Origin of the sequence: Streptomyces sp. W16 (genome assembly GCF_033194735.1) — a bacterium.
Classification (GTDB): Bacteria; Actinomycetota; Actinomycetes; order Streptomycetales; family Streptomycetaceae; genus Streptomyces.
This window is the reverse complement of record NZ_JAWOAI010000015.1, coordinates 22,074-44,737: the sequence shown is the minus strand read 5'-3', so window position 1 is coordinate 44,737 and position 22,664 is coordinate 22,074. Positions and strand designations below refer to the sequence as shown.

Sequence of the window (22,664 nt, the reverse complement as noted above, 5' to 3'; positions counted from 1 at the left end):
GACGAGGGCGCCCCCGGCGTCGTCTCCCGCGCGGTGGACGCCCTGTTGGGCGTGGCCCTCTAACAACAGCGGACAGCACAGGGGCGGTTCCTCCTCGCGGGAGGAACCGCCCCTGTTTCACGCCCGGTCGACCGACGGAACCCTGTCGACCGACGGACTCACTCCTCGGAGGAATCCTCGTCGTCGGCCTCGGCGTCGGGCCCGGTCTCGGGTTCCGTCTCCGGCTTCGGAGGCCTCGTCGGCTTCGCACGGCCGCCGCCGGGGTTGTCCCGGAGATACGACGCGCTGTCGCTGCCGTCCGCCGTGGCGTGCCCACCGGGCGACGGGCTGCCCCCGCCGTCCCGCCTTCGCAGGTAGCGCTCAAACTCGCGGGCGATCGCCTCGCCCGACGCCTCCGGCAGCTCCGCGGTGTCCCGGGCCTCCTCCAGCGTCTGCACGTACTCGGCGACCTCGCTGTCCTCGGCGGCCAGTTGATCCACGCCGACCTGCCAGGCGCGCGCGTCCTCGGGCAGCTCGCCCAGTGGGATGCGCACGTCGATCAGGTCCTCCAGGCGGTTCAGCAGCGCCAGGGTGGCCTTCGGGTTGGGCGGCTGGGACACGTAGTGCGGCACCGCCGCCCACAGCGACACCGCCGGGACGCCCGCGTGCGTGCACGCCTCCTGGAGGATGCCGACGATCCCGGTGGGACCCTCGTACTTGGTCTCCTCCAGGTCCATCCGCTGCGCCAGGTCGGAGTCGGACGTGGTCCCGCTGATCGGTACCGGACGTGTGTGCGGGGTGTCACCGAGCAGCGCGCCCAGGATCACCACCAGCTCCACGCCCAGCTCGTGCGCGAAGCCCAGCAGCTCGTTGCAGAACGAGCGCCAGCGCATCGACGGTTCGATACCTCGGACGAGTACGAGGTCACGCGGCTTCTCGCCACCGACCCGGACCACCGAGAGACGGGTCGTGGGCCAGGTGATCTTCCGCACCCCGGCATCCATCCACACCGTGGGCCGGTTCACCTGGAAGTCGTAGTAGTCCTCGGCGTCGAGCGCTGCGAAGACCTCGCCCTTCCACTCCTTGTCGAGATGCGCGACCGCGGTGGAGGCGGCGTCGCCGGCGTCGTTCCAGCCCTCGAACGCGGCCACCATCACTGGGTCGATCAGCTCGGGAACCCCCTCCAGCTCGATCACCCAGCGCCTCCTTCCGATCTGCCCTCGCGTACGCCCCAACCTTACGGCGTCCGACGGGGGCGCCCGCAGCCCCCTTGCACAGGGGAGTGACCCCATGCCTGCCCCGTCCGAGCCGGTCGAACACACAAGATCGCCACCCGGTGCGGACGCGGACCGGCCGGTCACTCCTCCGATGGATCAACCGGCCCCCGCTCGATCACCGGCTCGTTCACAGGGTCGAACGCAGCCACTGCTCCACGCTCGCGATGTGCACCGTCGCCCACGACCGCGCAGCCTCCGCGTCCCGGTCGCGCAGCGCGCCCAGGATCGCCCGGTGCTCGTGCAGGGTCCGGCTGACCGCGTCCTCCTGGGTCAGCCCGCGCCAGATCCTGGCCCGCGTGGTGGGGCCGGACAGACCGTCAAGGAGCGAGCAGAGCACCGAGTTGCCGGAACTCTGCACGATGCCCCGGTGGAACTCCAGGTCGCAGGCGACCAGTTCCTCCACCGAGGGGGCGCCGCCCAGCGCGTCCAACTGGAGGGTGAGCGCGTCGAGTTGCTGCTCGCTGATCCGCAGGGCCGCCATCCCGGTGGCCGCGGGCTCCAGAATGCGCCGCACCGCCAGGAATTCGAGGACCGTGTCGTCGCGGTGGAAGTCCACGACGAAACTCAGTGCCTCCAGCAGGAGTTGAGGATCCAGACTTGTGACGTACGTGCCGTCGCCCTGCCGCACGTCCAGGATGCGGATCAGCGACAGAGCACGCACGGCCTCCCGCAGGGAGTTGCGGGACAGGCCGAGTTCGGCGGCGAGTTCGCTCTCCTTGGGCAGCCGGTCCCCGGGACGCAGCGCGCCGGAGACGATCATTCCCTTGATTTTCTCGATCGCCTCATCGGTGACTGCCATGGCCGGCCTCCCTGTAACTCAGACATCCGATGTATCAGCGACATTATGGGGGTTCAGCAGGCTGAACGGGAGGGAAATCCACAGCTCAGGCAAGTGATTCGAGCTCCGCGATCACGGCTTCCTCGTCCAGCGTGCCCAGTGTCCGGTTCCGCATCAGCACCCGGCCGTCCACCACCGTGTCCCTTACGTCCGCCGAGTGCGCCGCGTAGGCGAGCGTCGACCACGGGTCGTGCAGGGGCCGCAGATGCGGTGCGCCCAGGTCGAGGACGATCAGGTCGGCCCGCTTGCCGGCCTCAAGCGAACCGAGGTGCTCCCCGAGCCCCAGCGCCCGCGCACCCTCGATCGTCGCCATCCGTACGGCCTGCTCGGCACCGACCGCCGTCGGGTCACCGCCCGCCTTGTGCACCAGCGCCGCCTGTCGTACGGCGCCCAGCACGTCGAGCGTGTTGGAGCTGACGGCCCCGTCCGTGCCGAGCCCGACGGTGACACCCGCGCTGAGCAGCCGCGGCACCGGCGCGATCCCGCAGCCCAACTTCAGGTTGGACACCGGACAGTGGGCGACCGACGTGCCCGTGCGGGCCAGCGCCGCGATCTCCGGGCCGGTCAGGTCCACGGCGTGCGCGAGCAGCAGATCGGGACCGAGCAGCCCCAGCGAGTCGAGCAACTCCACAGGGCGTTTGCCGTACTTGACCTCGACGGTGGCGGCCTCGGTGGCGTTCTCCGCCGCGTGGATGTGCAGCAGCGCCCCGAACTCCCGCGCCAGGGCGGCGATTTCGACGAGCTGGTCGGGCGCGAGGGTGTAGGTCGAGTGCGCGAACAGGATCGGGCGCAGACCGGGGCGGGCCTCGCCGCGCGCCGCCAAGTCCCGCCGCGCCCAGTCGAGTCGGTCCTCGTACGCGATGCCGTCCGGCGGCTCCGGTACGTCCATGAAGGTCGGCCCGGTGTGCAGCCGCCAGCCCGCCTCACGGGCCGCCTGCTCGGCCGCCTCGTGGAACCAGTACATGTCGAGCGCCGAGGTCACCCCGGCCCGTACGCTCTCGGCCACCGCGAGCCGCACCGCCGCCGCCACGTTCTTCGGCGCCAGCAGCTCGGCCTCCCACTTCAACACCCGCTCCAGGAAGCCCTGGAGAGTGACGTCGTCGGCGCGACCGCGCAGCAGCGTCATCGCGAGATGCGTGTGCGTGTTGATCAGCCCGGGCAGGAGGAGACAGCCCTCGGCGTCAATCGACTCGGCGGCCGTGAACCGTGCTTTCAGCTCGGCAGCGGGTCCTACGGCGACGATCTCGCCCTCATGGACGGCAACTGCCCCGTCCCGTACGACAGTTCCGGCCTCGTCGACGGTCAGGACGTCACCGCCGTGCACCAACAGGTCGATGCTCACGCCTCGTTCCCCTCCGCCAGCAGCCGCAGTGCCTCCAGCGAGACCACCGCGCCGCGCTCGACACCGGCCGCGACGACCTCCCGGTGCGGGTCGTACCCGCCGGTGGTCTCCGCGTCGACGAGTTCATCGGCGTTGGCGCCATCGACAACGAGCACCCCACCCGCGACCAACCCTCGCAGCGAGGCCGTCACCAGCAGCGCCGACAGCTCCATCTCGATCGCCGCGAGCCCGGCGCCGTCGTAGGAGAAGAGGGGGAGGAGACCGGGCTGGAAGGCCGCCCGGGTCCACACGATGCCCCGGTGGTGCGGGGCGCCGGTCTCGCGGGCCGCGCGCTGGAGGGCGAGGACGGCTTCGGGGGAGGAGACGGCCGGGTACTCCGGCGGGAGGAGTTGCTGCGTGACACCGTCGTCGCGTACGGCCGCCTCGGCGATCACGAGGTCGCCGTCGCCGATGCCGGGCTTCATCGCGCCCGCCGTGCCGAAGCGCAGGAAGGTGCGGACCCCCGCGTCCGCCAGTTCCTGGAACAGCAGGATCGCGCCCGGTCCGCCCACCCCGTGCGAGGCGACGGTGACCGGCAGGCCCTTCCAACTCCCGCTGAACACACGGTATTCGCGGTGGTACGACACCTCCTCGGCGCCGTCCAGCAGCGCGGCGACGGCGGCGGCGCGCGCCGGGTCGCCGACGACGACCGCGTGCGCCGGAAGTCCGGTGCGCGGTATGCGGGTGATGGGCAGCAGGTCCTGCGTCATGTGGTGGCTCCGGAAGGGGAGTTGGCGGTACGGCGACGGCGGCGGGCCGTCGAGAGGAAGAGGGCGACGAGCGTCACGACGTACGGCGCGGCGTCGGTGGCCTGTTGGGGCAGGCCGACGCCCTGGAGGCGGAAGCCGGCGGCCTCGGCGAGACCGAAGAGCAGCGCGGCGAGCAGTACGCCGACGGGTGCCGCGCGGCCGAGCATCACCGCGACGACGGCGATCCAGCCCCGGCCCGCCGTCATGTTCTCGGAGAACAACGTGACGTTGCCGAGCGCGAGTTGGGCCCCCGCGAGCCCGCACAGGACGCCGGAGATCAGCACCGCCGCGTACTTGTACTTCGTCGGGCTCACCCCGAGCGTCGCCGCCGCGTCCGGCGCCTCGCCCACTCCTCGCAGCCTCAGCCCCCACACACTCCGGGACAGCATCACCGCGGCCACCGCGACCGCGACGAACGCCAGATACGCGAGCGGGGTGAAGCCACCGATCAACGGCAGCCCGGCGAGTGACGGATCGTCGAAAGTGCCCTGCACACCGAAGACCGTACGCAGGAGGAAGCTGGTCAGGCCAACTGCCAGGAGATTCATGGCGATTCCGAGAACCACTGCGTCACCGCGCAGAGTTACCGCGCCGACGGCCAGGATGAGGGAGTAGGCGGCTGCGGCGAGGGCGGCGGCGAGCACGCCGAGCCAGGCGCTTCCGGTGAACCAACTCGTGGCCACCGACGTGAAGCAGCCCATCAGCATCATGCCTTCGAGGCCGATGTTGAAGACCCCTGCCCGCTCGCACAGGGCACCGCCGAGTGCGGCCAGCAGGATCGGGGTCAGCGCGCGCAGCGCCGACATCAGCAGATCGGAGTCGAGGAACATCAGACGGCCTCGCTTTCCTGAGTACGCCTGGTGAACCACTTCGTCGGGAAGCGGAGTCGGGCCGCGAGGAACACGATCACGATGGCCTGGAGCACCTGCGTCAGCTCGCGCGGCACCTCGGTCGTCCGCTCCATCGCCAGGCCGCCGACGGCGAGGACGGCGAAGAAGAAGGAGGCGATGACTGTGCCGAGCGGCGCGGCGGCTGCCAACAGCGCCGCCGTCAGGCCCGTCCAGGTGTAGCCGGGTGCGGTGAGCGAGCCGTCGACGAAGCGGTACGGGAAGCTCAACACCCCTATGGCGCCCACGAGTCCGGCCAGCGCGCCGGACACGGACATCAACTTGAGGGTCAGGCCCCGGCGTTCGACACCCGCGTAGGCGGCGAAACGGGAGTTGAGGCCCGTCATGCGGATCTCGTAGCCGAAGGCCGTGCGCTTGTCGGTGAACCAGTACGCGGCTGCCGCGAGGACGACGAGGAGGAGCCCGATGGTGACCGTCGAGTCGCCGAACGCGGGCAGCGCCACGCCGTCCGGCATCGCCCGGGTCTGGGGGAGGCTGGAGCCGGGTTCCTTGAGCGGGTAGCGCGCCAGGTAGGAGGCGAGGGACACCGCCGGGTAGCTCAGCAGCAGGCTGCTGACCAGGAGCGGGACGCCGAGGCGGTTCTCGCACAGGGCGGCCAGTGCGGCGTACGCGGCGCCCGCCGCCATGCCCGCGAGCAGCGCCAGTACGACGGTGAGCGGTGCGGGCAGCGGGGAGTAGAGGCCGGTCACGGCCGCCGTGGTGCCGCCGAGGACCATCTGTCCGTCGCCGCCGAGATTGATCAGCCCGGCCCGCAGCGGGATCGCCAGCGCGAGCGCCATGCCGAGCACGCTGGTGCCGGTGCTCAGCGTGGAGCCGATGCCGTCGGCGCCGAGCGAGCCGGTGAGGACGGCGCTGTAGGCGGTGAACGGGTCCGCGCCGGTGCCGACGAGGAACAGTGCGCCGATGACCAGGCCCGCGAGCACGGAGAAGGTGATGGGGGAGCGCAGAGCTCCGGATATTCGGGTGAGTGTCATGTCAGTCGACGGCCTCCGTCGGCGCTACGGCCCCGCCCGCCATGGCGAGCCCCAGCGCCCGTTCGTCGGCCTCGTCCTTCGGGTACGTCGCCGTGACCCGGCCCTCGTACATCACGAGGACCCGGTCCGCGAGGCCCCGGATCTCGCTCAGTTCGGCGGAGACGAGGAGGACGGCGTGACCGGCGTCGCGGTAGGCGACGATCTGGTCGTGGATGTTCTGGATGGCGCCGATGTCGACCCCGCGCGTGGGCTGCTCGACGAGCAACAGCGGTGCCTCATGGGCGAGTTCGCGGCCGATCAGCAGCTTCTGCAGATTCCCGCCGGACAGTGCGGCGGCGGGCACCTCGGGGGTGGCCGCCTTGATGCCGAAGCGCTCGATGAGCCGCCGGGCGTGGGCGCGTACGGACGCGGGCGGCAGAAGTCCCTTGGTGGAGAGGGACGTTCGGTGGTGGCCCATCGCGAGGTTGTCCGCGACGGAGGCCGCCGGTGCCGTACCGACCGCGTGCCGGTCCTCCGGGACGTAGGCGAGGCCCTGCGCCCGGCGCTCGGTGGCCGAGGCGTGGGTGATGTCCCGCCCCTTGAGACTCACCTGTCCGGATGCGACCGGCCGTAGTCCTGCCAGTGCCTCGATCAGCTCGCTCTGGCCGTTGCCCGCGACGCCCGCGATCCCGACGATCTCCCCGGCGTGGACAGTGAGTCCCACATCGTGGACGGAGTCCGTGGTGAGGTCTCTCACGTCCAGGACCACGTCACCGGGTGTCCCCGCTGCGTGGACGCGGTCCAGGTCGACCGCGCGGCCGGTCATCGCGGCGGCGATCTCGTCGGCGGAGGTCTCGGCGGTGACCAGCCGGGCGACCACCCGGCCGTCCCGCAGCACGGTCACGTTGTCGCTGCCTTCGAGGACCTCGCGCAGTTTGTGCGTGACAAGGATCACCGTACGACCCTGCGTGGCCAGCGACTTGAGGACCGCGAACAGGGCGTCCGCCTCGGAGGGCGTGAGCACGGCGGTCGGCTCGTCGAGGATCAGGGTGCGGGCGCCGCGGTGCAGCAGCTTCAGGATCTCCACGCGCTGGCGCAGCCCGACCGGCAGGTCGCCGACCCTGGCGTCCGGATCGACGGCGAGCCCGTGCTCCTCGGCCAGCTCCCGCACCCGGCGGCGGGCCGCGACCCGGTCCACCAGGCCGAAGCGGCGCGGTTCGGCGGCGTAGACGACGTTCTCGGCGACCGTCAGCGAGTCGAAGAGCTTGAAGCTCTGGTGGACCATGCCGAGCCCGGCGGCCATGGCGGCGCTCGGGTCGCCGAAGGTCACCTCGCGGCCGTCGATCCGGATGGAGCCCGCGTCGGCGCGCTCCATGCCGTAGAGGATCGACATGAGGGTGGACTTGCCGGCGCCGTTCTCGCCCATCAGGGCGTGGATCTCGCCCCGCCCGACGGTCAGGTCGACGGAGTCGTTGGCGAGCGTGCCGGGGAACCGCTTGGTGATTCCCCGGAGCTCGACCGCTGGGTCAACTGGCGGCGGGGTCATCGACCTTGAGCTCTCCGGAGACGATCTGGTCGCGCAGCGCCTTGACCTTCGCGAGGACGTCCTTGTGCTGGGCGATCACGCACTTCGACGAGTCGACGCCCGCCTCAAGGCCGGTGAGGCTGATGCCGCCCTCCTTGAGGCCGTACGACACCGAGGTGCCCGTCTTGCCCGCGAGGACCTGCTCGACGCCCTTCTCCACGGCGACGTCCGTCTTCTTGATCACGTTGTCGACGACCGTGCCGGGGGAGGAGACGCACTGGTTGACGTCGACGCCGTACGCGAACGCGCCCTTGGCCTTCGCGGCCTCGAAGACGCCGTAGTTGCCGGCCGCCGCTGCCGCCATGATCTGGTCGGTGCCCTTGGAGAGCAGGGAGTTGGCCTGCTCCTTGGCGCGGGCCGAGTCGTCGAACGGGGACTGGCCGCCGACGAAGCGCGTCGACGCGGACGTCTTGGCGGCGACCTTCTTGGCACCGGCCGCGAACGGGTCGCTGTAGCGCCGGAATTGGGGAGTGTCGAGCACGTCCACCGCGCCGACCTTGCCGCTCTTGCTGAGCAACCCGGCCTCGGCGCCCGCGAGATAGACACCCTCGTGCTCACGGAACACGGCGCAGGTGACGTTCTGATACGTCTTGGTCGTGCACGCGTCGATCATCAGGAACTGCTGCTTGGGGTGCGCCTTGGCTTGCTGCGCGACGATGTCGGCGAACTCGAAGCCGACCAGCACGATCACGTTCGGGCTCGCGTCCACGGCGGCCTGCACGTTCTGCTGCTGGGACGCGGTGTCCGTCGACTCGTAGACCTTCTCCGTGCCGTCGTGCGTCTTCGCCGCGGCCTTCACGCCGGTGACGGCGAGCTTCAGGAACTCGTTCTGCCCGACCGCGTCCGGCGTGACCAGCGTGAACGACTTCCCGCTGCTGCCGCTCGCACTGTCCGAGGCATCGCTCTTCGCGGCGGCGTTGCAGGCGGTGGCAGCGGTGACCATGAGCGTGGTGGCGGCGACGAGCTGCAGGGTGCGACGTGATCTGCGGAGCATGGGGACCTTCCGGGGTACGGCAAGGCGCGCTCCGGCGGGAGCGCGTGCGACCAGATGGTGAGACGGGAGGAGACGAGGGGTGGACGCGAGAGGGACAGGTCAGCGTCGACAGCAGTCGCTCGCGCAGCGGCCGTGATCGAGGAAACGGCGCATCGTCAACAGCACACGTCCTCCTTCGTCTCGGCCTTCGGGCTGCGGGTGCTGGACTTTAACATTCGTTTTGAGACACCTGCTCGACTGTCTCGAACTGTGGTTCTTCGAGGTCATGTACGGTGTCCGACACCATCGGAACAGCAGGAGTGTCCCGTTATGTCCCAGGAATTGCGCGCGGTCGACTGGACCGGCGGCGGCCTCGCGCTCATCGACCAGACCCTGCTCCCGCAGCGCCACGAGACGATGGCTGTCCACGATGTGGACACTCTGGTCGACGCGATCCAGCGTCTCGTCGTGCGCGGTGCGCCCGCGATCGGTGCGGCCGGCGCTTACGGCGTCGCGCTCGCGATCATCGAGGGTGAGCGGGAGGGCTGGACCGAGGCCGAGGTGCGCGCGGCGGTCGCCCGGGTCCGCGAGGCCCGGCCCACCGCGGTCAACCTCATGGCGGGCGTGGACCGGGTCATGACCCGCTTCGACGAAGGCCTCGACGCGGTCCTCGAAGAGGCCGCCGCCGTCCAGCGCGAGGATGTCGCGGGCAACCGCGCGATGGCCGAGTTCGGCGCGGACTGGCTGGTCCAGAAGGTGGGCGTGGAGCGGCCGTTGAGGCTTCTGACGCACTGCAACACGGGTGCGCTGGCGACCGCCGGATGGGGCACAGCGCTCGGCGTCATCCGTGAACTGCACGCGCGTGGGCTGGTGGAGGTCGTCTACGCCGACGAGACGCGTCCCCTGCTCCAGGGATCGCGCCTGACCGCCTGGGAGTTGGTCCAGGAGGGCATCCCGCACTACGTCCAGGCCGACGGCGCCGCCGCCGGCACCATCCTGCGCGGCGAGGTCGACGCGGCCATCGTCGGCGCCGACCGCATCGCGGCGAACGGAGACACCGCGAACAAGGTCGGCACGGTCGGTGTCGCCCTGGCCTGCGCGGACGCCGGTATCCCGTTCCTGGTGGCGGCCCCGACGACCACGGTCGACCTCGCCACGAAGACCGGCGACGAGATCCACATCGAACTCCGGGGTGAGGCCGAGGTGTTGGAGTGGGCGGGAGTCCGGACGGCTCCCGCCGAGTCGCGCGGCCACAACCCCGCCTTCGACGTCACACCGGGCCGCCTGGTGACCGGACTGGTCACGGAACGGGGCGTGTTGGAGGTCTCGGCAGGCGAACTCCCAGGCGACCGCCTGAAGTAGCGGCGAGTGCGAAGTACTGGCAAGCCCCCGCGCCCATCTTTTAGGGGCGCGGGGAACTGCGCGACCAGCCCCCACCGTCCCGCGCTTTGACTACCGAGCTTCCCGCGGAGTGTTCAGTTCCAACTCCAGCAACCACTCAACCACTTCGGTGTGATGCCGAGCCTGACGCGGATCCGCACCCCACACATAAAGCCCGTGCCCGGCGACGACAACGGCCGGCATCCGAGGATCCCGAGCCGCCTCCAAACGATCGCCCAGCACCTTCATGTCCTGGCTGTTGGCGATAACAGGCAGCGTCACCTCAACATCATGCGCAGGCTGCCCGACACCCTTGAGCATCTCGACATCCTTGAACACGATCCCGCCCGGCTCCCGCCGCCCCATGGCAACAGACGCAACGGTGTGCACATGGACCACGGCCCCCGAACCGGTCAACGCGGCGACGCGAGCGTGCAGTTCAGCCTCGGCAGACGGCTTACCACCCCGGACGGCCGCACCATCGGCGTCCACCAACACCACGTCGTCCGAAGTCAGTTCACCCTTGTCATGCCCGCTGGCCGTCACCGCCAGCCGCAGCGGATCCCGGCCCACCACCACGGACAAGTTGCCGGAGGTCCCCCGCATCCAGCCGAACGAGGCGAACCGGGCGGACTCGGCGGCGAGTTGAGCCCCCGCCTCCTTCAGGTCGAGGTCACTGATCTCGGTGGTCACGTGGTGCTCCTTGAACTGGTGATGCTGATCTCGTCGAACGCCCCCGCCTGCGCGTGGTCGCCGACGCCTTGCTCGAAGTACGGCTCTCCCGGTCGCCGTACACCCACGGCGTGCCAGCCCGCGGCCACGGCCGCGTCCAGCTCGCCGGGCCGGTCGGAGAGGAAGAGCAGCCGGGACGGCTCGACGCCGGTCGCCGCCGCGATACGGCGGTACGACTCCGGCTCCTGCTTGGGTCCGGCGTTCTCCGTGTCGTAGAGACCGGAGACGAGGGGGAGGAGGTCGCCCTCCGGGCTCGACGTGAACCACGCGCGCTGCGCGGCCACCGACCCGGACGAGTAGACGTACAGCCGCAGGCCCGCCGTGTGCCAGGCGCGCAGGGCCGGTACGACGTCGTCGTAGAAGTGCGAGACGAGGTCGCCGCGGGCGAAGCCCTCGGACCAGATGATGCCCTGGAGGGTTTTCAGCGGGGTGGCCTTGCGGTCCTCGTCGAGCCAGGCGCCCAGGGTCTTCTCGATCTGTACGGCGTCGGCGTCCGGGGCGCCGGTCAGCTCGCGGACCTGCGCGACCGCCCGGGACACCGCGGGATCGGCGCTCCGCTCGGCGAGCAGCGCGGCGAAGCGCGAGCGCGAGTACGGGTACAGCACGTCGACGACGAAACCCGTGGCGCTCGTGGTGCCCTCGATGTCGAGCACCACGGCGTCCACGGTGAACTGCAAGGTCACGCGGCGGCCTTGTCCTGCTGGTAGCCCGCGTCGATCGTGTCGTAGTCGGGGAAGCGCGAGGCGATGGTCGAGCCGGTGAAGTTGCCGACCCAGCCGTCCTCCTCGTGGAAGAAGCGGATCGCGGTGAAGGCGGGCTCGGTGCCCATGTCGAACCAGTGGGTGGTGCCGCGCGGCACGCCCAGCAGGTCGCCCTTCTCGCAGTAGACGGCGTGCACTTCGCCGTTCACGTGCAGGTAGAAGATGCCGGAGCCGGAGACGAAGAAGCGGACCTCGTCATCGTCGTCGTGCGTGTGCTCCTGGAGGAACTTCGCGCGGGCGCCCGCGGCCTTCGCCGGGTACTCCGGGTCGTCGCTGGGGTGCAGGCCGAGCACGTCGACGGTGGTGAAGCCCTCCTCGGCGTTCAGCTTGTCGATCTCCGGGCCGTAGGCGGCGAAGACCGTGTCGCTGTCGGCGTCGGCCGGGACGTCCTCGCGAATCGGCCACTGCTCGTAGCGGACGCCGATGGGGGCGAGCGCGGCGGCGATCTCGACGGGGTCGGCGGTACGGCGCACGAGGTTCTCGGGACCGGACTCGGGCCAGGTGGTGAGCAGGGTCATGGGAGCAACTCCGGAAAGTGGGAGGGATGTCCGGATGCCGAGACGAACACCGGACCGGTGGGGGAGGCAAAGGGGGTACAGCGAGGCCCGTCGTCCCGGGTCGGGGCCGGTTATGTGATGGTAACCGCCGTCGGTGACCAGGCCTGATGTGACGTAGTCGTTGTCTCACCAACTGAGAAACCGCTTCCATCCCTTTGACCAATGGCTGAAAACATTCTCATGATCTCCCTATGAAGACGCTGCTGCTCGTGCGGCGGCTGTACGTGGACTTGCTCCGGTCGACCACAGCCAGCTGTCGCTGACCACATCCGGAGCCCCGCGAGCCTTTCGTGCCGCGGTCCACCACCCGTTCCGCGGTGGCTGATTCCTTTTCCCATGCTCCGGGTCACGCACGCCCGTTCTTCACCCCTTCTGCACCACCTTGCACCTGGAGCCCCTCATGTCCCGCACCCGTGTCCCCCTCGCCGCGCTCTCGCTGGCCTCCGCGTCGGCCCTCCTCCTCGCCGGCTGCTCCCAGTCCACCGACGCGTCGAAGAACACCGCCGACACCGCCGCCTCGGCCTCGGCCGCCACGGGCAAGAAGCCGGCCCCCTTCAGCAAGGGCACGGTCAAGGTCGCCCTCGTGCGGCAGAGCGGCGCCGGCGACTACTTCGAGCAGTGGGGCAACGGCGCCAAGGCACAGGCCAAGGCCCTCGGCATCGACCTGACCGTGTACGACGCCCAGGCCGACAACGCCAAGCAGGCCACCGACCTGTCCTCGGCCATCAACTCCGGCGCGCAGGCGATCATCATCGACCACGGCTTCCCCTCGACCATCCAGCCCGAGATCGACCAGGCGGTGAAGAAGGGCATCAAGGTCGTCGTGTACGACGTCGACCAGACCAACAAGTCCGTGATCAGCACCGAGCAGGACGACGCCAGCATGGCGCAGGCCGTCCTCGACGTGATGGCCAAGACCGTCGGCAAGAACGCCAAGGTCGGCTACGTCAACGTGGCCGGCTACGCGGCCCTCGACAAGCGCAACACCGTCTGGGCGAAGGAGGTCGCCGCCCAGGGCTGGAAGCAGCAGTTCAAGGTCGGCAAGGTCACCGACTCCACGGCCACCGACAACGTTCCCCTGGTCTCCGCCGCGCTCACCCAGCACTCCGACGTGGTGGGCGTCTTCGCCCCCTACGACGAGCTCGCCAAGGGCACCGTCCTCGCCGTCCAGAACAAGAAGCTCCAGAGCAAGGTGAAGGTCTTCGGCGCGGACGTGTCCAACGCCGACATCCAGAACATGACCGCCGCGAACAGCCCGTGGGTCGCCACGGCCGGCACCGACCCGTCCGCCGTCGGCGCGGCAGTCGTCCGTACGGCCGCCCTCGAACTGGCCGGTCAGCTGGGCAAGACCTCCGTCGACTTCCCGGCCGTCGCCATCACCCAGGACTTCCTGCGCAAGAACAAGATCGAGAACATGGACCAGCTCCGCGCGGCCCTGCCTGCCCTGAACCTCTCCAAGGTGAGCACCGCGGACTGGATCCCCAATGTCGCCCACTGAGACACCCGCCGTCAGTCTCCGTGACGTCAGCATGGCCTTCGGCGGCAAGACGGTGCTCGCCTCCGTCTCGCTCGACATCGCACCGGGCAGCGTGGTCGCGCTGCTCGGCGCGAACGGCGCCGGCAAGTCCACGCTGATCAAGATCCTGTCCGGCGTGCACACGGACCACGGCGGGGAGGTGCGGGTCGCCGGGGAGCCCGCAGCTCTCCAATCCCCGTCGGCCGCCCGGCAGTTGGGCATCCAGACGGTCCACCAGCGGATCGGTGAGGGCATCGTGCCCGGCCTCTCCGTCGCCGAGAACCTGGTCTTCGAGGAGCTGGCCCAGCGCCGCGGCAACCCGTTCCTGAACGGCCGCCGCGTCCTGGCCCGCGCCCGCGAGATCCAGGCCGCGCTGGAACTCGACTGGAGCGACGCGGTGTTGCGCCGGGACGTCACCGAACTCGGCATTTCCGACCGTCAGTTGCTCATCCTGGCCCGCGCGCTGGCCACCCGCCCCCGGCTGCTCATCCTCGACGAACCGACCTCCGCGCTCTCCGCCGCCGAGGCGGAGCGGCTGTTCGCCCTCGTCGAGAAGATGCGCGACGACGGCATCGCGGTCCTCTACGTCTCCCACCGCCTCGGCGAGATCGACGCCCTCGCCGACCGCCTGGTCGTACTACGAGACGGCCGTCTCACCGAGGACCAGGTCAAGCCCTTCGACTGGGACAGCGCCCTGCGCGCGATGCTCGCCCAGGCCCACGAGGTGACGAGCGCCCGCCCGCAGCACAGCGGCGAACACGGGGACGTCGTCCTCGGCCTGCACGGTGTCCACCTCTTCGAGGGCCGCGCACCCCTGGACCTCGACCTCCGCGCCGGTGAAGTCACCGGCGTCGTAGGCCTGTTGGGCGCGGGCAAGACGGAACTCGCCCGCGGCCTGTTCGGCGCCGAGCCCTTCACCACCGGCACGGTCACGCTCGACGCGAAGCCGTACACGCCCCGCCGCCCGGCCGACGCGATCCGCGCCGGCGTCCACCTCGTCCCCGAGGACCGGCACGCCGACGCGCTCGTCCCCGGCTGGTCGGTGGCGCAGAACATCTCGCTGCCGTTCCTCAAGTCCCTGTCCCGGGGCGGACTCGTGAACACGGCGAAGGAGGACACCCTCGGCCGCGAGACCATCGACGCCCTCGGTGTCGTCGCCCGCGACGAGCACAGCACGGTGGAGGAGCTCTCCGGCGGCAACCAGCAGAAGGTCGTCGTCGGCCGCTGGCTCGCGCACACTCCTCGCGTCCTAATCCTGGACGAGCCGTTCCGAGGCGTGGACATCGGCGCCCGGCGCGACATCGGCCGCCGCGCCCGCGCACTGGCCGCCGAGGGAGCGGCCGTACTCGTCCTCTCCGCCGACGTGGACGAGGTCCTGGAGATCGCCGACCGGGTCGTCGTCCTCGCGGCCGGCGAGGTCCACCTCGACGCCTACGGCGAAGACGCGGAACGCGACCGCGTGATCCAGACCATCTCGGCGTCCGTGTGACCCCGGCCCACTCAGGAAGTACGCCATGACCACCACCCAGAGCCCCGAGGCCGCACCGAAGGCGACGGCGGCGCCCGCCGTCTCCACCGCCGTGCTCGTGCAGAACGCCGTCATCAAGTACGGCTTCATCTTCGTCACCGTCGCGCTCTTCCTGTACTTCGCGCTGAGCGAGGGCTCCTTCCGCGAGTCGGCGACCCTCCTCGACACCCTCCGGTACGTCTCCGTCGCCGCGATCCTCGGCCTCGGGGTCACCCTCACCATGGCCGTCGGCGGAATGGACATGTCCGTCGGCGCGGTCGCCGGGCTCGGTGTCACCGTCGCCGCGAAGACGATGGTGACGTACAACCAGGTCGGCACGGTCGCGATCCTCGCCGTCATCGCGGCGGGCGCGCTGGCCGGACTGCTGAACGCCCTGCTGATCGTCGTGATGAAGATCCCGGACATGCTGGCCACCCTCGGCACGATGTTCGTCATCCAGGGCACCAAACTCATCCTGGTCGACGGCCAGTCCATCTCCGCCGGCATGACCCAGTCCGACGGCACCACCGCCCCAGGCAAGTTCACCGACGGCTTCCTCCGCATCGACCGCGGCACGCTCCTCGGCATCCCCGTCTCGGTGGTGATCTTCGGCGCGCTGACGGTCGTCGCCTGGGTGTTCCTGGCCCGCACCCGCTGGGGCCGCGTCCTGTACGCCATCGGCGCCAACCCGGAAGCATCCCGCCTGGCGGGCATCCGTGTCGGCGCCTACCGGGCCCTGGCCTACGTCCTCTCCGGCGTCCTCGCCTCCATCGGCGGCCTGATCCTGGCGTCCCGCATCGGCCAGGGAGACGTGAGCGCGGGCACCTCGCAGTTGCTGGAGGCGGTCGCCGTCGCGCTGGTCGGCACGTCGGTCCTCGGCAGGGGCCGCCCGAACGTCTGGGGCACGGCACTCGGAGCGGTGTTGATCGGCATCATCACCACCGGTCTGACCATCAAGGGCCTGCCGTACTACACCCAGGACGTCGTCGAGGGCGCGGTCCTCATCCTCGCCCTGGTCTTCAGCTTCACCCTGTCCAAGCGCCGCACCGCATAAGGAAGTTCGAGGAGTTCGTACGATGGGCTACCGCATCCTGGAGACCGACGACATCCCGGCGTACCTGCACGAGCGCGGCCACTGGGCGGACGTGAGCGACATCCACGTCCGCGAGGTCTCCGACGGCAACATGAACCGGGTGTTCCTCGCCTCTAACGCCGACGGCAGTCACAGCCTCGCCGTAAAGCAGGCGCTGCCCTGGGTGCGGGTCGCGGGCCCCTCCTGGCCGATGAGCCCCGAGCGCGCCGACGCCGAGGCCAGGGCGTACGAGCAGGTGGCCCGCGTCGCGCCCGACAAGATCCCGGCGATCCACGGCTACGACGCCGACAACTACGCCCTCGTCATGGAGGACATGTCCGACCTGCAGGTCCTGCGCACGGTCCTCAACGAGGGCGCGTCCTACGGCCCGGACACCTCGGCGCGGATCGGCGAGTTCGTCGCGCAACTGGCCTTCGCGACCAGCGACTTCGGAATGTCGTCCGCCGATCGCAAGGCACTGATCGCGACCTCGGTCAGCCCCGAGCTGTGCAAGATCACCGAGGACGTGGTGCTCTCCGAGCCGTACATCGAGCACGAACACAACCACTGGCTCCCGGAGTTGACGGACCTGGCAGCCGACTTCCGTGCCGACGCGCGCCTGCGCACGGAGGTCGCCGATCTCCGGTACACGTTCATGACCAGCGCGCAGGCCCTGCTCCACGGCGACCTGCACACCGGCAGCGTCATGGTCGGCGAACGCGAAGGCGCCCCGGTGGTACGGGTCTTCGACCCCGAGTTCTCCTTCGTCGGCCCGATCGGCTACGACCTCGGCCTGTACTGGGCCAACGTGCTGGTGTCGGAGGAACGGGCCCGCGAGCTGGGCACCTTGTCCGACCACGCCGACCAACTCCGCCTCTCCTGGACGGCGTTCGAGACCGAGTTCCGCCGCCTGTGGCCGACCCGCGTCGACACCTTCTTCGACGACGCCTACCTCGACCGCTTCCTCTCCCGCGTCTGGACCGACTCGGTCGGCTACGCAGGCACGGAGATCGTCCGCCGCATCATCGGCTTCGCCCACCTGACCGACCTGACGACGCTTCCGGATCCGGTGCCGGCGTCTCGGCGGGCACTTCTCCTGGGCCGCGAACTGATCGTGCGACGCCAGGAGTTGAAGAACCCGAACGATGTAAGAACGCTGGGGCAGCCAACCTAGGGGCGCGGGGAACTGCGCGACCAGCCCCCACAAACCCGCAGACGACATACAACGCATACGGCAAGCGAAAGGGGCGGCTCCTCCACCAAGGAACCGCCCCTTCAACGTCGTACCGCCTACTTCTTGTCGAGCAGATCCTGCACCTTCGCCCGCACCTCGTCCGTAGCGAGCCCACGGATCGTCAACGTCGTCCGCCGCCGCAGCACATCGTCCTGAGTCTCCGCCCACTCGTGGTCCCGGGCGTAGACGACCTGCGCCCAGATCTCCGGGGCGTCCGGGTGAACACGCTGGCCCAACTCCGGGTTCTCGTTGGCGAGTCGGGCGATGTCGAAGGCCAACGAGCCGTAGTGCGTGGCCAGGTGCTTCGCCGTGTCCGCCGCCATGCGCGGGCCCGGCGCCGGGTTGTCGACCAGGAGGCGGTGGGCGACCGCGCGCGGGTTGGCGACACCCGGCAGCGGCAGCTTCTTCGGGAGGGAGGAGATCGGCTCGAAGTCCTCGCCGAGCGGGCGGCCCGGGAGAGCCTCCAGCTTCTGCATGACCGTACGGCCGATGTGCCGGAACGTCGTCCACTTGCCGCCCGCGACGGACAGCATGCCGCCCTTGCCCTCGGTCACCACCGTCTCGCGCTTGGCCTTCGCCGTGCTGCCGGGGCCGCCGGGCAGCACGCGCAGACCGGCGAAGGAGTACGTGATCAGGTCACGGGAGAGCTGCTGGTCGCGCACCGAGAACGCGGCCTCGTCCAGGATCTGGGATATGTCCTTCTCGGTGACCGAGACGTCCGCCGGATCGCCCTCGTACTCCTCGTCCGTCGTGCCGAGCAGCAGCATGTCCTCCCAGGGGAGGGCGAAGGTGATGCGGTACTTGTCGATCGGGGTCGCGAGAGCAGCCTTCCACGGAGACGTCCGCTTCAGGACCAGGTGCGCGCCCTTGGACAGGCGGATGGACGGCGCCGCGTTCGGGTCCTCCATCTTGCGCAGGTGGTCCACCCACGGGCCGGTCGCGTTGAGCACCAGGCGGGCGCTCACGCCGAACTCGTCGCCGGAGGTCGCGTCGCGCAGCTCCGCGCCGGTCACCCGGCCCTGGGTGAAGCGCAGGCCGGTGACCTGGGCGTGGTTGAGGACGACCGCGCCCGCCTCGACGGCCGCGCGGACCGTCATCAGCGCCATGCGGGCGTCGTTCATCTGGTCGTCGCCGTACACGGCGACGGCCTTGAGGTTCTGGGTGCGCAGCTCGGGCACGTCCTGCGCCGCCTTGGCGGGGGACAGGAGGTGGCCGACGCCGTCGCCGAACGCGGAGAGCGCGGAGTAGGCGAAGACGCCCGCCCCGAGCTTCGCCGCACCGTGCGGACCGCCCTTGTACACGGGGAGGTAGAACGTGAGCGGGTTCGCCAGGTGAGGAGCCACCTGGCGGGACACCGCACGGCGCTCGAAGTGGTTCTCCGCCACCAGCTTCACCGCGCCGGTCTGCAGATAGCGCAGACCGCCGTGGAGAAGCTTGGAGGAGGCGGAAGAGGTGGCACCGGCGAAGTCGCCGGCGTCGACCAGGGCCACCCGCAGCCCGGACTGCGCGGCGTGCCAGGCGGTGGAGATGCCCAGGATGCCGCCGCCGATGACGAGGAGGTCGTACGTCGCCTTGGAGAGCTGCTCCCGGGTCTCGGCCCGGCTCGGGTTCGAGCCGGAGGCCGGGTGCGTACCGAGGGCAGGCACGGACTGCAGGGTGGACTGACTGGTCATGTGGGGTTCTTACTCCTCGTCGTCGAGCCAGCCCATGGTCCGCTCCACGGCCTTGAGCCAGCTCTTGTACTCACGGTCGCGCTTCTCCGCGTCCATGTTGGGGGTCCACTCGGCGGCCCGGCGCCAGTTGGCACGCAGGTCGTCGGTGCTGGTCCAGAAGCCGACGGCCAGACCGGCGGCATAGGCGGCGCCGAGGCAGGTGGTCTCGGCGACCATCGGGCGCACCACGGGGGCGTCCACGAAGTCCGAGAGCGTCTGCATCAGCAGGTTGTTGGAGGTCATGCCGCCGTCGACCTTGAGCGCGGTGAGCTCGACACCGGAGTCCTTCGTCATGGCGTCCGTGATCTCACGGGTCTGCCAGGCGGTGGCCTCCAGGACGGCGCGCGCGAGGTGCGCCTTGGTCACGTACCGGGTGAGGCCGGCGATCACACCGCGGGCGTCGGAGCGCCAGTACGGGGCGAACAGACCGGAGAAGGCCGGCACGAAGTAGGCGCCGCCGTTGTCCTCGACCGAGAGCGCGAGCGTCTCGATCTCGGCGGCGGTGGAGATGAGGCCCATCTGGTCGCGCATCCACTGCACCAGCGAACCGGTGACGGCGATCGAGCCCTCCAGGGCGTAGACCGGCGCGTCATTGCCGATCCGGTAGCCGACCGTGGTCAGCAGGCCCGAGTAGGAGTTGATGATCTTCTCGCCGGTGTTCATCAGCATGAAGGTGCCGGTGCCGTACGTGGACTTGGCCTCGCCCTCGGCGAAACAGGTCTGGCCGAACAGGGCCGCCTGCTGGTCGCCGAGCGCGGAGGCGACCGGGATGCCGCCGAGCAGCTCGCCGAGGCGTCCGCCGGTGACCTCGCCGTAGACCTCGGCGGAGGAGCGGATCTCCGGGAGCATGTTCATCGGGACGCCGATGGACTCGGCGATCTTGTCGTCCCACGCCAGGGTGTGCAGGTTCATCAGCATGGTGCGGGAGGCGTTGGTGACGTCGGTGTAGTGCTTGCCGCCGTTGACACCGCCCGTCAGGTTCCAGATGACCCAGCTGTCCATGGTGCCGAAGAGGATGTCGCCCGCCTCGGCGCGCTCCCGCAGACCCTCGACGTTGTCGAGCAGCCAGCGGGCCTTGGGGCCGGCGAAGTAGCTCGCCAGCGGCAGACCGGTCTCGCGGCGGAAGCGGTCCTGGCCGACGTTGCGGCCCAGCTCCTTGCAGAGCGAGTCGGTGCGGGTGTCCTGCCAGACGATGGCGTTGTGGACGGGCTCACCGGTGTTCTTGTCCCAGAGGAGAGTCGTCTCACGCTGGTTGGTGATGCCGATGGCCTTGATGTCGTCGCGGGTGATGCCGGCCTTCTCGATGGCGGAGGCGACGACTTCCTGGACGTTGGTCCAGATCTCGGTGGCGTTGTGCTCGACCCAGCCCGGCTTCGGGAAGATCTGCTCGTGCTCCTTCTGGTCGACGGAGACGATACGGCCGTCCCGGTCGAAGACGATGCAACGGCTGGAGGTCGTGCCCTGGTCGATGGCCGCGATGAACGGTCCGGCGGTGTGCGCGTCGGTCACTGTGTGCTCCTGAGGGGTTCCGTGGTCATGAGGACTGGTTCTACTGCTGCTTCAGTGCTCGGAGTTCCGGTTCTCATCCGGTTCTAAGCAAAGGCGACGTTGTAGAGTCCCGCAGCGATCGCGCCGCCGATCAGCGGACCGACCACCGGGATCCACGCGTAGCTCCAGTCGGAGCCGCCCTTGTTGGGCAGGGGCAGGAGCGCGTGCACGATGCGCGGGCCCAGGTCACGGGCCGGGTTGATGGCGTAACCGGTCGGGCCGCCGAGCGACAGACCGATGGCGACGACCACGAACGAGGTGATCAGGGCGCCCAGGACGCCGAGGCCGTTGCCCTTGTCGTTCAGACCCTGCGTCAGGATGGCGAGGATCAGGACGACGGTGCCGATGATCTCCGTGGCGAGGTTCTGCACCACGTTGCGGACCTCGGGACCGGTGGAGAAGATGCCCAGGACCGGGCCCGCACCCTTCTCCTCGGCTTCGACGGCCTTGGCCGCCGGCTCGCCGACGATCTCCTTGTCGGTCAGGTGCGCCTGGAACTGGCCGTAGTAGGCCACCCAGACCAGTGTCGCGCCGATCATGGCGCCGAGCAGCTGCCCGGCCCAGTAGATCGGGACGTTGTCCCAGCCACCGTCCTTGATCGCGAGTGCGAGTGTCACGGCCGGGTTGAGGTGGGCACCGGAGAGCGGTGCCGAGATGTACACGGCCGTCATGACGGCGAAACCCCACCCGAAGGCGATGGCGAGCCAGCCGGCGTTACGGGCCTTGGAGGCCTTCAGCGTGACGGCGGCGCAGACGCCACCGCCCAGCAGGATGAGTACGGCGGTACCTATGGTCTCGCCGATGAAGATGTCGGAGCTGGACACCCGCGACTCCTTTGTCCTTCGTCCAGGGAAGCCGAACCCCGGGTCCCGCCGGGGGTTCGTGCGCCCTCGGGGGTGAGAGCGATGTCGGCCTTTGGCGTTGCCACACTCTAGCGCGTATTGCCGGTAGGTGTTCGACAATGCCGACCGATGGACGGGAGTCTTGCTCCGGGGTTACAGGCGCGTCAAGAGTGCTGTTATCGAAAACACGATCGTTATTGATTGGCGTGAGCTATCGGTCTCGTGGTCGATGCGCACGGCAGTCAAGTGGACACCGTGTGTGGCGATTTGGCGTTTTGGCCGACTTTGACGTCCAGAGTACGACTAACACCGGAACGTCCCTATGACGTTCCGGTGAGTTCTCGCTGTGAATCCGGTGAGGTCAGAACCGCCCGGCGCCCAGGTCCCGCGACACCGCGCGGGCGCAGTCCCGTACCGCGGCGATCAGCTCGGGCCGCAGCGCGCCGTCCTCGTCGGGCCGGCACAGCCGCTCCACGGCGCCGGTGATGCCGACCGCGCCGACCGGCATGCGCCGCCGGTCGTGGATGGGCGCGGCGATGGACGCGACGCCCTCCCAGGTCTCCTCGACGTCGGCCGCGTACCCACGCGCGCGCGTGACGTCCAGGACGTGCTCGAAGTCGGCCAGCTCGGACACCGTGCGCTCGGTGAAGGGCTTGCGGTCGGCCTCCAGGACCTCGCTGTGCGCGACCGGGTCGTAGGCCGACAGCACCTTGCCCAGGGCCGTGGAGTGCAGCGGCTGCATGGCGCCGATCTCCAGGACCTGCCGGCTGTCGTCGGGCCGGAAGACGTGGTGCACGATCAGGACGCCCTGCTGGTGCAGGACGCCCAGGTGCACGCTCTCGCCGCTGGAGCGGGCCAGGTCGTCCGTCCACACCAGGGCACGCGCGCGTAGCTCGTGCACGTCGAGATAGGTGGTGCCCAGGCGCAGCAGTTCGGCGCCGAGCTGGTAGCGCCCGGAGGCGTCGTCCTGCTCGACGAAGCCCTCCTGCTGGAGGGTGCGCAGGATGCCGTGGGCGGTGCCCTTGGCCAGACCGAGCGACGAGGCGATGTCCGAGAGGCCGAGCCGTCGCTCGCCGCCCGCGAGCAGGCGCAGCATCGCGGCCGCCCGTTCGAGCGACTGGATGTTCCGTGCCATCGCCGTACTGCCTCCGTCCCGTTCG

Annotated in this window: 20 protein-coding genes; 5 read left to right on the top strand and 15 right to left on the bottom strand. The window is 69.8% G+C overall.

The features are described from left to right. Positions 1-158: 158 nt before the first annotated feature. The 8 genes from R6V09_RS03770 to R6V09_RS03735 all read right to left on the bottom strand — a co-directional run bounded on the left by R6V09_RS03770 (position 159) and on the right by R6V09_RS03735 (position 8,664). Entirely contained in the window at positions 159-1,175 is a 1,017-nt protein-coding gene (locus tag R6V09_RS03770) for a PAC2 family protein (protein ID WP_317879886.1), read from the bottom strand. A gap of 208 nt (positions 1,176-1,383) precedes the next feature. Further along, complete coding sequence (locus R6V09_RS03765; protein ID WP_019066078.1) at positions 1,384-2,055, bottom strand: FadR/GntR family transcriptional regulator; 672 nt, start codon at positions 2,053-2,055, stop codon at positions 1,384-1,386. Positions 2,056-2,140: 85 nt separating this feature from the next. Then, entirely contained in the window at positions 2,141-3,436 is a 1,296-nt protein-coding gene (locus tag R6V09_RS03760; protein ID WP_317879885.1) for an amidohydrolase, read from the bottom strand. Next, complete coding sequence (locus tag R6V09_RS03755) at positions 3,433-4,185, bottom strand: nucleoside phosphorylase (RefSeq protein WP_317879884.1); 753 nt, start codon at positions 4,183-4,185, stop codon at positions 3,433-3,435. The genes R6V09_RS03760 and R6V09_RS03755 overlap by 4 nt, the downstream gene beginning before the upstream one ends. Beyond that, positions 4,182-5,054 (bottom strand): ABC transporter permease, encoded by an 873-nt coding sequence (locus R6V09_RS03750; protein WP_317879883.1) that lies wholly within the window; start codon positions 5,052-5,054, stop codon positions 4,182-4,184. Before R6V09_RS03750 ends, R6V09_RS03755 begins: the two co-directional genes overlap by 4 nt. Further along, positions 5,054-6,106, bottom strand: a complete 1,053-nt coding sequence (locus tag R6V09_RS03745; RefSeq protein ID WP_317879882.1) for an ABC transporter permease — start codon at positions 6,104-6,106, stop codon at positions 5,054-5,056. Before R6V09_RS03745 ends, R6V09_RS03750 begins: the two co-directional genes overlap by 1 nt. 1 nt (position 6,107) lies before the next feature. Beyond that, positions 6,108-7,631 carry an ABC transporter ATP-binding protein gene (locus tag R6V09_RS03740; protein ID WP_317879881.1) on the bottom strand — a complete coding sequence of 508 codons (1,524 nt, stop codon included), beginning with the start codon at positions 7,629-7,631 and terminating at the stop codon, positions 6,108-6,110. Beyond that, a complete protein-coding gene (locus tag R6V09_RS03735) occupies positions 7,612-8,664 on the bottom strand; it encodes a BMP family ABC transporter substrate-binding protein (protein ID WP_317879880.1) in 1,053 nt (350 codons plus the stop codon). The genes R6V09_RS03740 and R6V09_RS03735 overlap by 20 nt, the downstream gene beginning before the upstream one ends. Positions 8,665-8,973: 309 nt before the next feature. Between R6V09_RS03735 and mtnA the strand changes: the two genes are divergently transcribed. After that, a complete protein-coding gene (gene mtnA, locus R6V09_RS03730; RefSeq protein WP_317879879.1) occupies positions 8,974-10,005 on the top strand; it encodes an S-methyl-5-thioribose-1-phosphate isomerase in 1,032 nt (343 codons plus the stop codon). A 90-nt stretch (positions 10,006-10,095) separates the two neighbouring features. Here the strand turns inward: mtnA and mtnB are convergent, their stop codons facing one another. From mtnB to R6V09_RS03715, 3 genes are read right to left on the bottom strand one after another with little or no spacing between them, the layout of a single operon-like run. Next, complete coding sequence (gene mtnB, locus R6V09_RS03725) at positions 10,096-10,716, bottom strand: methylthioribulose 1-phosphate dehydratase (RefSeq protein ID WP_317879878.1); 621 nt, start codon at positions 10,714-10,716, stop codon at positions 10,096-10,098. Then, positions 10,713-11,438: an acireductone synthase gene (gene mtnC, locus R6V09_RS03720; protein ID WP_317879877.1), complete on the bottom strand. Its 726-nt coding sequence runs from the start codon at positions 11,436-11,438 to the stop codon at positions 10,713-10,715. Before mtnC ends, mtnB begins: the two co-directional genes overlap by 4 nt. Beyond that, the gene (locus R6V09_RS03715) at positions 11,435-12,034 is read right to left on the bottom strand and encodes a 1,2-dihydroxy-3-keto-5-methylthiopentene dioxygenase (protein ID WP_317879876.1); all 600 of its coding nucleotides are present in this window, start codon (positions 12,032-12,034) and stop codon (positions 11,435-11,437) included. The genes mtnC and R6V09_RS03715 overlap by 4 nt, the downstream gene beginning before the upstream one ends. Before the next feature lie 439 nt (positions 12,035-12,473). Between R6V09_RS03715 and R6V09_RS03710 the strand changes: the two genes are divergently transcribed. Genes R6V09_RS03710 through mtnK form a run of 4 tightly spaced genes read left to right on the top strand, consistent with a single transcriptional unit; the run spans position 12,474 to position 17,342 of the window. Next, complete coding sequence (locus R6V09_RS03710) at positions 12,474-13,571, top strand: substrate-binding domain-containing protein (RefSeq protein ID WP_317879875.1); 1,098 nt, start codon at positions 12,474-12,476, stop codon at positions 13,569-13,571. Next, positions 13,558-15,078 carry a sugar ABC transporter ATP-binding protein gene (locus R6V09_RS03705; protein ID WP_317879874.1) on the top strand — a complete coding sequence of 507 codons (1,521 nt, stop codon included), beginning with the start codon at positions 13,558-13,560 and terminating at the stop codon, positions 15,076-15,078. Before R6V09_RS03710 ends, R6V09_RS03705 begins: the two co-directional genes overlap by 14 nt. Before the next feature lie 25 nt (positions 15,079-15,103). Beyond that, positions 15,104-16,150 carry an ABC transporter permease gene (locus tag R6V09_RS03700; protein ID WP_317879873.1) on the top strand — a complete coding sequence of 349 codons (1,047 nt, stop codon included), beginning with the start codon at positions 15,104-15,106 and terminating at the stop codon, positions 16,148-16,150. A 22-nt stretch (positions 16,151-16,172) separates the two neighbouring features. Beyond that, complete coding sequence (mtnK, locus tag R6V09_RS03695; RefSeq protein ID WP_317879872.1) at positions 16,173-17,342, top strand: S-methyl-5-thioribose kinase; 1,170 nt, start codon at positions 16,173-16,175, stop codon at positions 17,340-17,342. Positions 17,343-17,458: 116 nt separating this feature from the next. Here mtnK and R6V09_RS03690 read toward each other — a convergent pair whose 3' ends face one another. The 4 genes from R6V09_RS03690 to R6V09_RS03675 form a co-directional block, all read right to left on the bottom strand. Beyond that, the gene (locus R6V09_RS03690; RefSeq protein WP_317879871.1) at positions 17,459-19,075 is read right to left on the bottom strand and encodes a glycerol-3-phosphate dehydrogenase/oxidase; all 1,617 of its coding nucleotides are present in this window, start codon (positions 19,073-19,075) and stop codon (positions 17,459-17,461) included. 9 nt (positions 19,076-19,084) lie between these two features. After that, on the bottom strand, positions 19,085-20,623 hold the full coding sequence (gene glpK, locus R6V09_RS03685; RefSeq protein WP_317879870.1) for a glycerol kinase GlpK: 1,539 nt from the start codon (positions 20,621-20,623) through the stop codon (positions 19,085-19,087). Between the two features lie 83 nt (positions 20,624-20,706). After that, a complete protein-coding gene (locus tag R6V09_RS03680) occupies positions 20,707-21,486 on the bottom strand; it encodes an MIP/aquaporin family protein (RefSeq protein WP_317879869.1) in 780 nt (259 codons plus the stop codon). 379 nt (positions 21,487-21,865) lie between these two features. Next, positions 21,866-22,639, bottom strand: a complete 774-nt coding sequence (locus R6V09_RS03675; protein ID WP_019066101.1) for an IclR family transcriptional regulator — start codon at positions 22,637-22,639, stop codon at positions 21,866-21,868. Between the last annotated feature and the right edge of the window lie 25 nt (positions 22,640-22,664).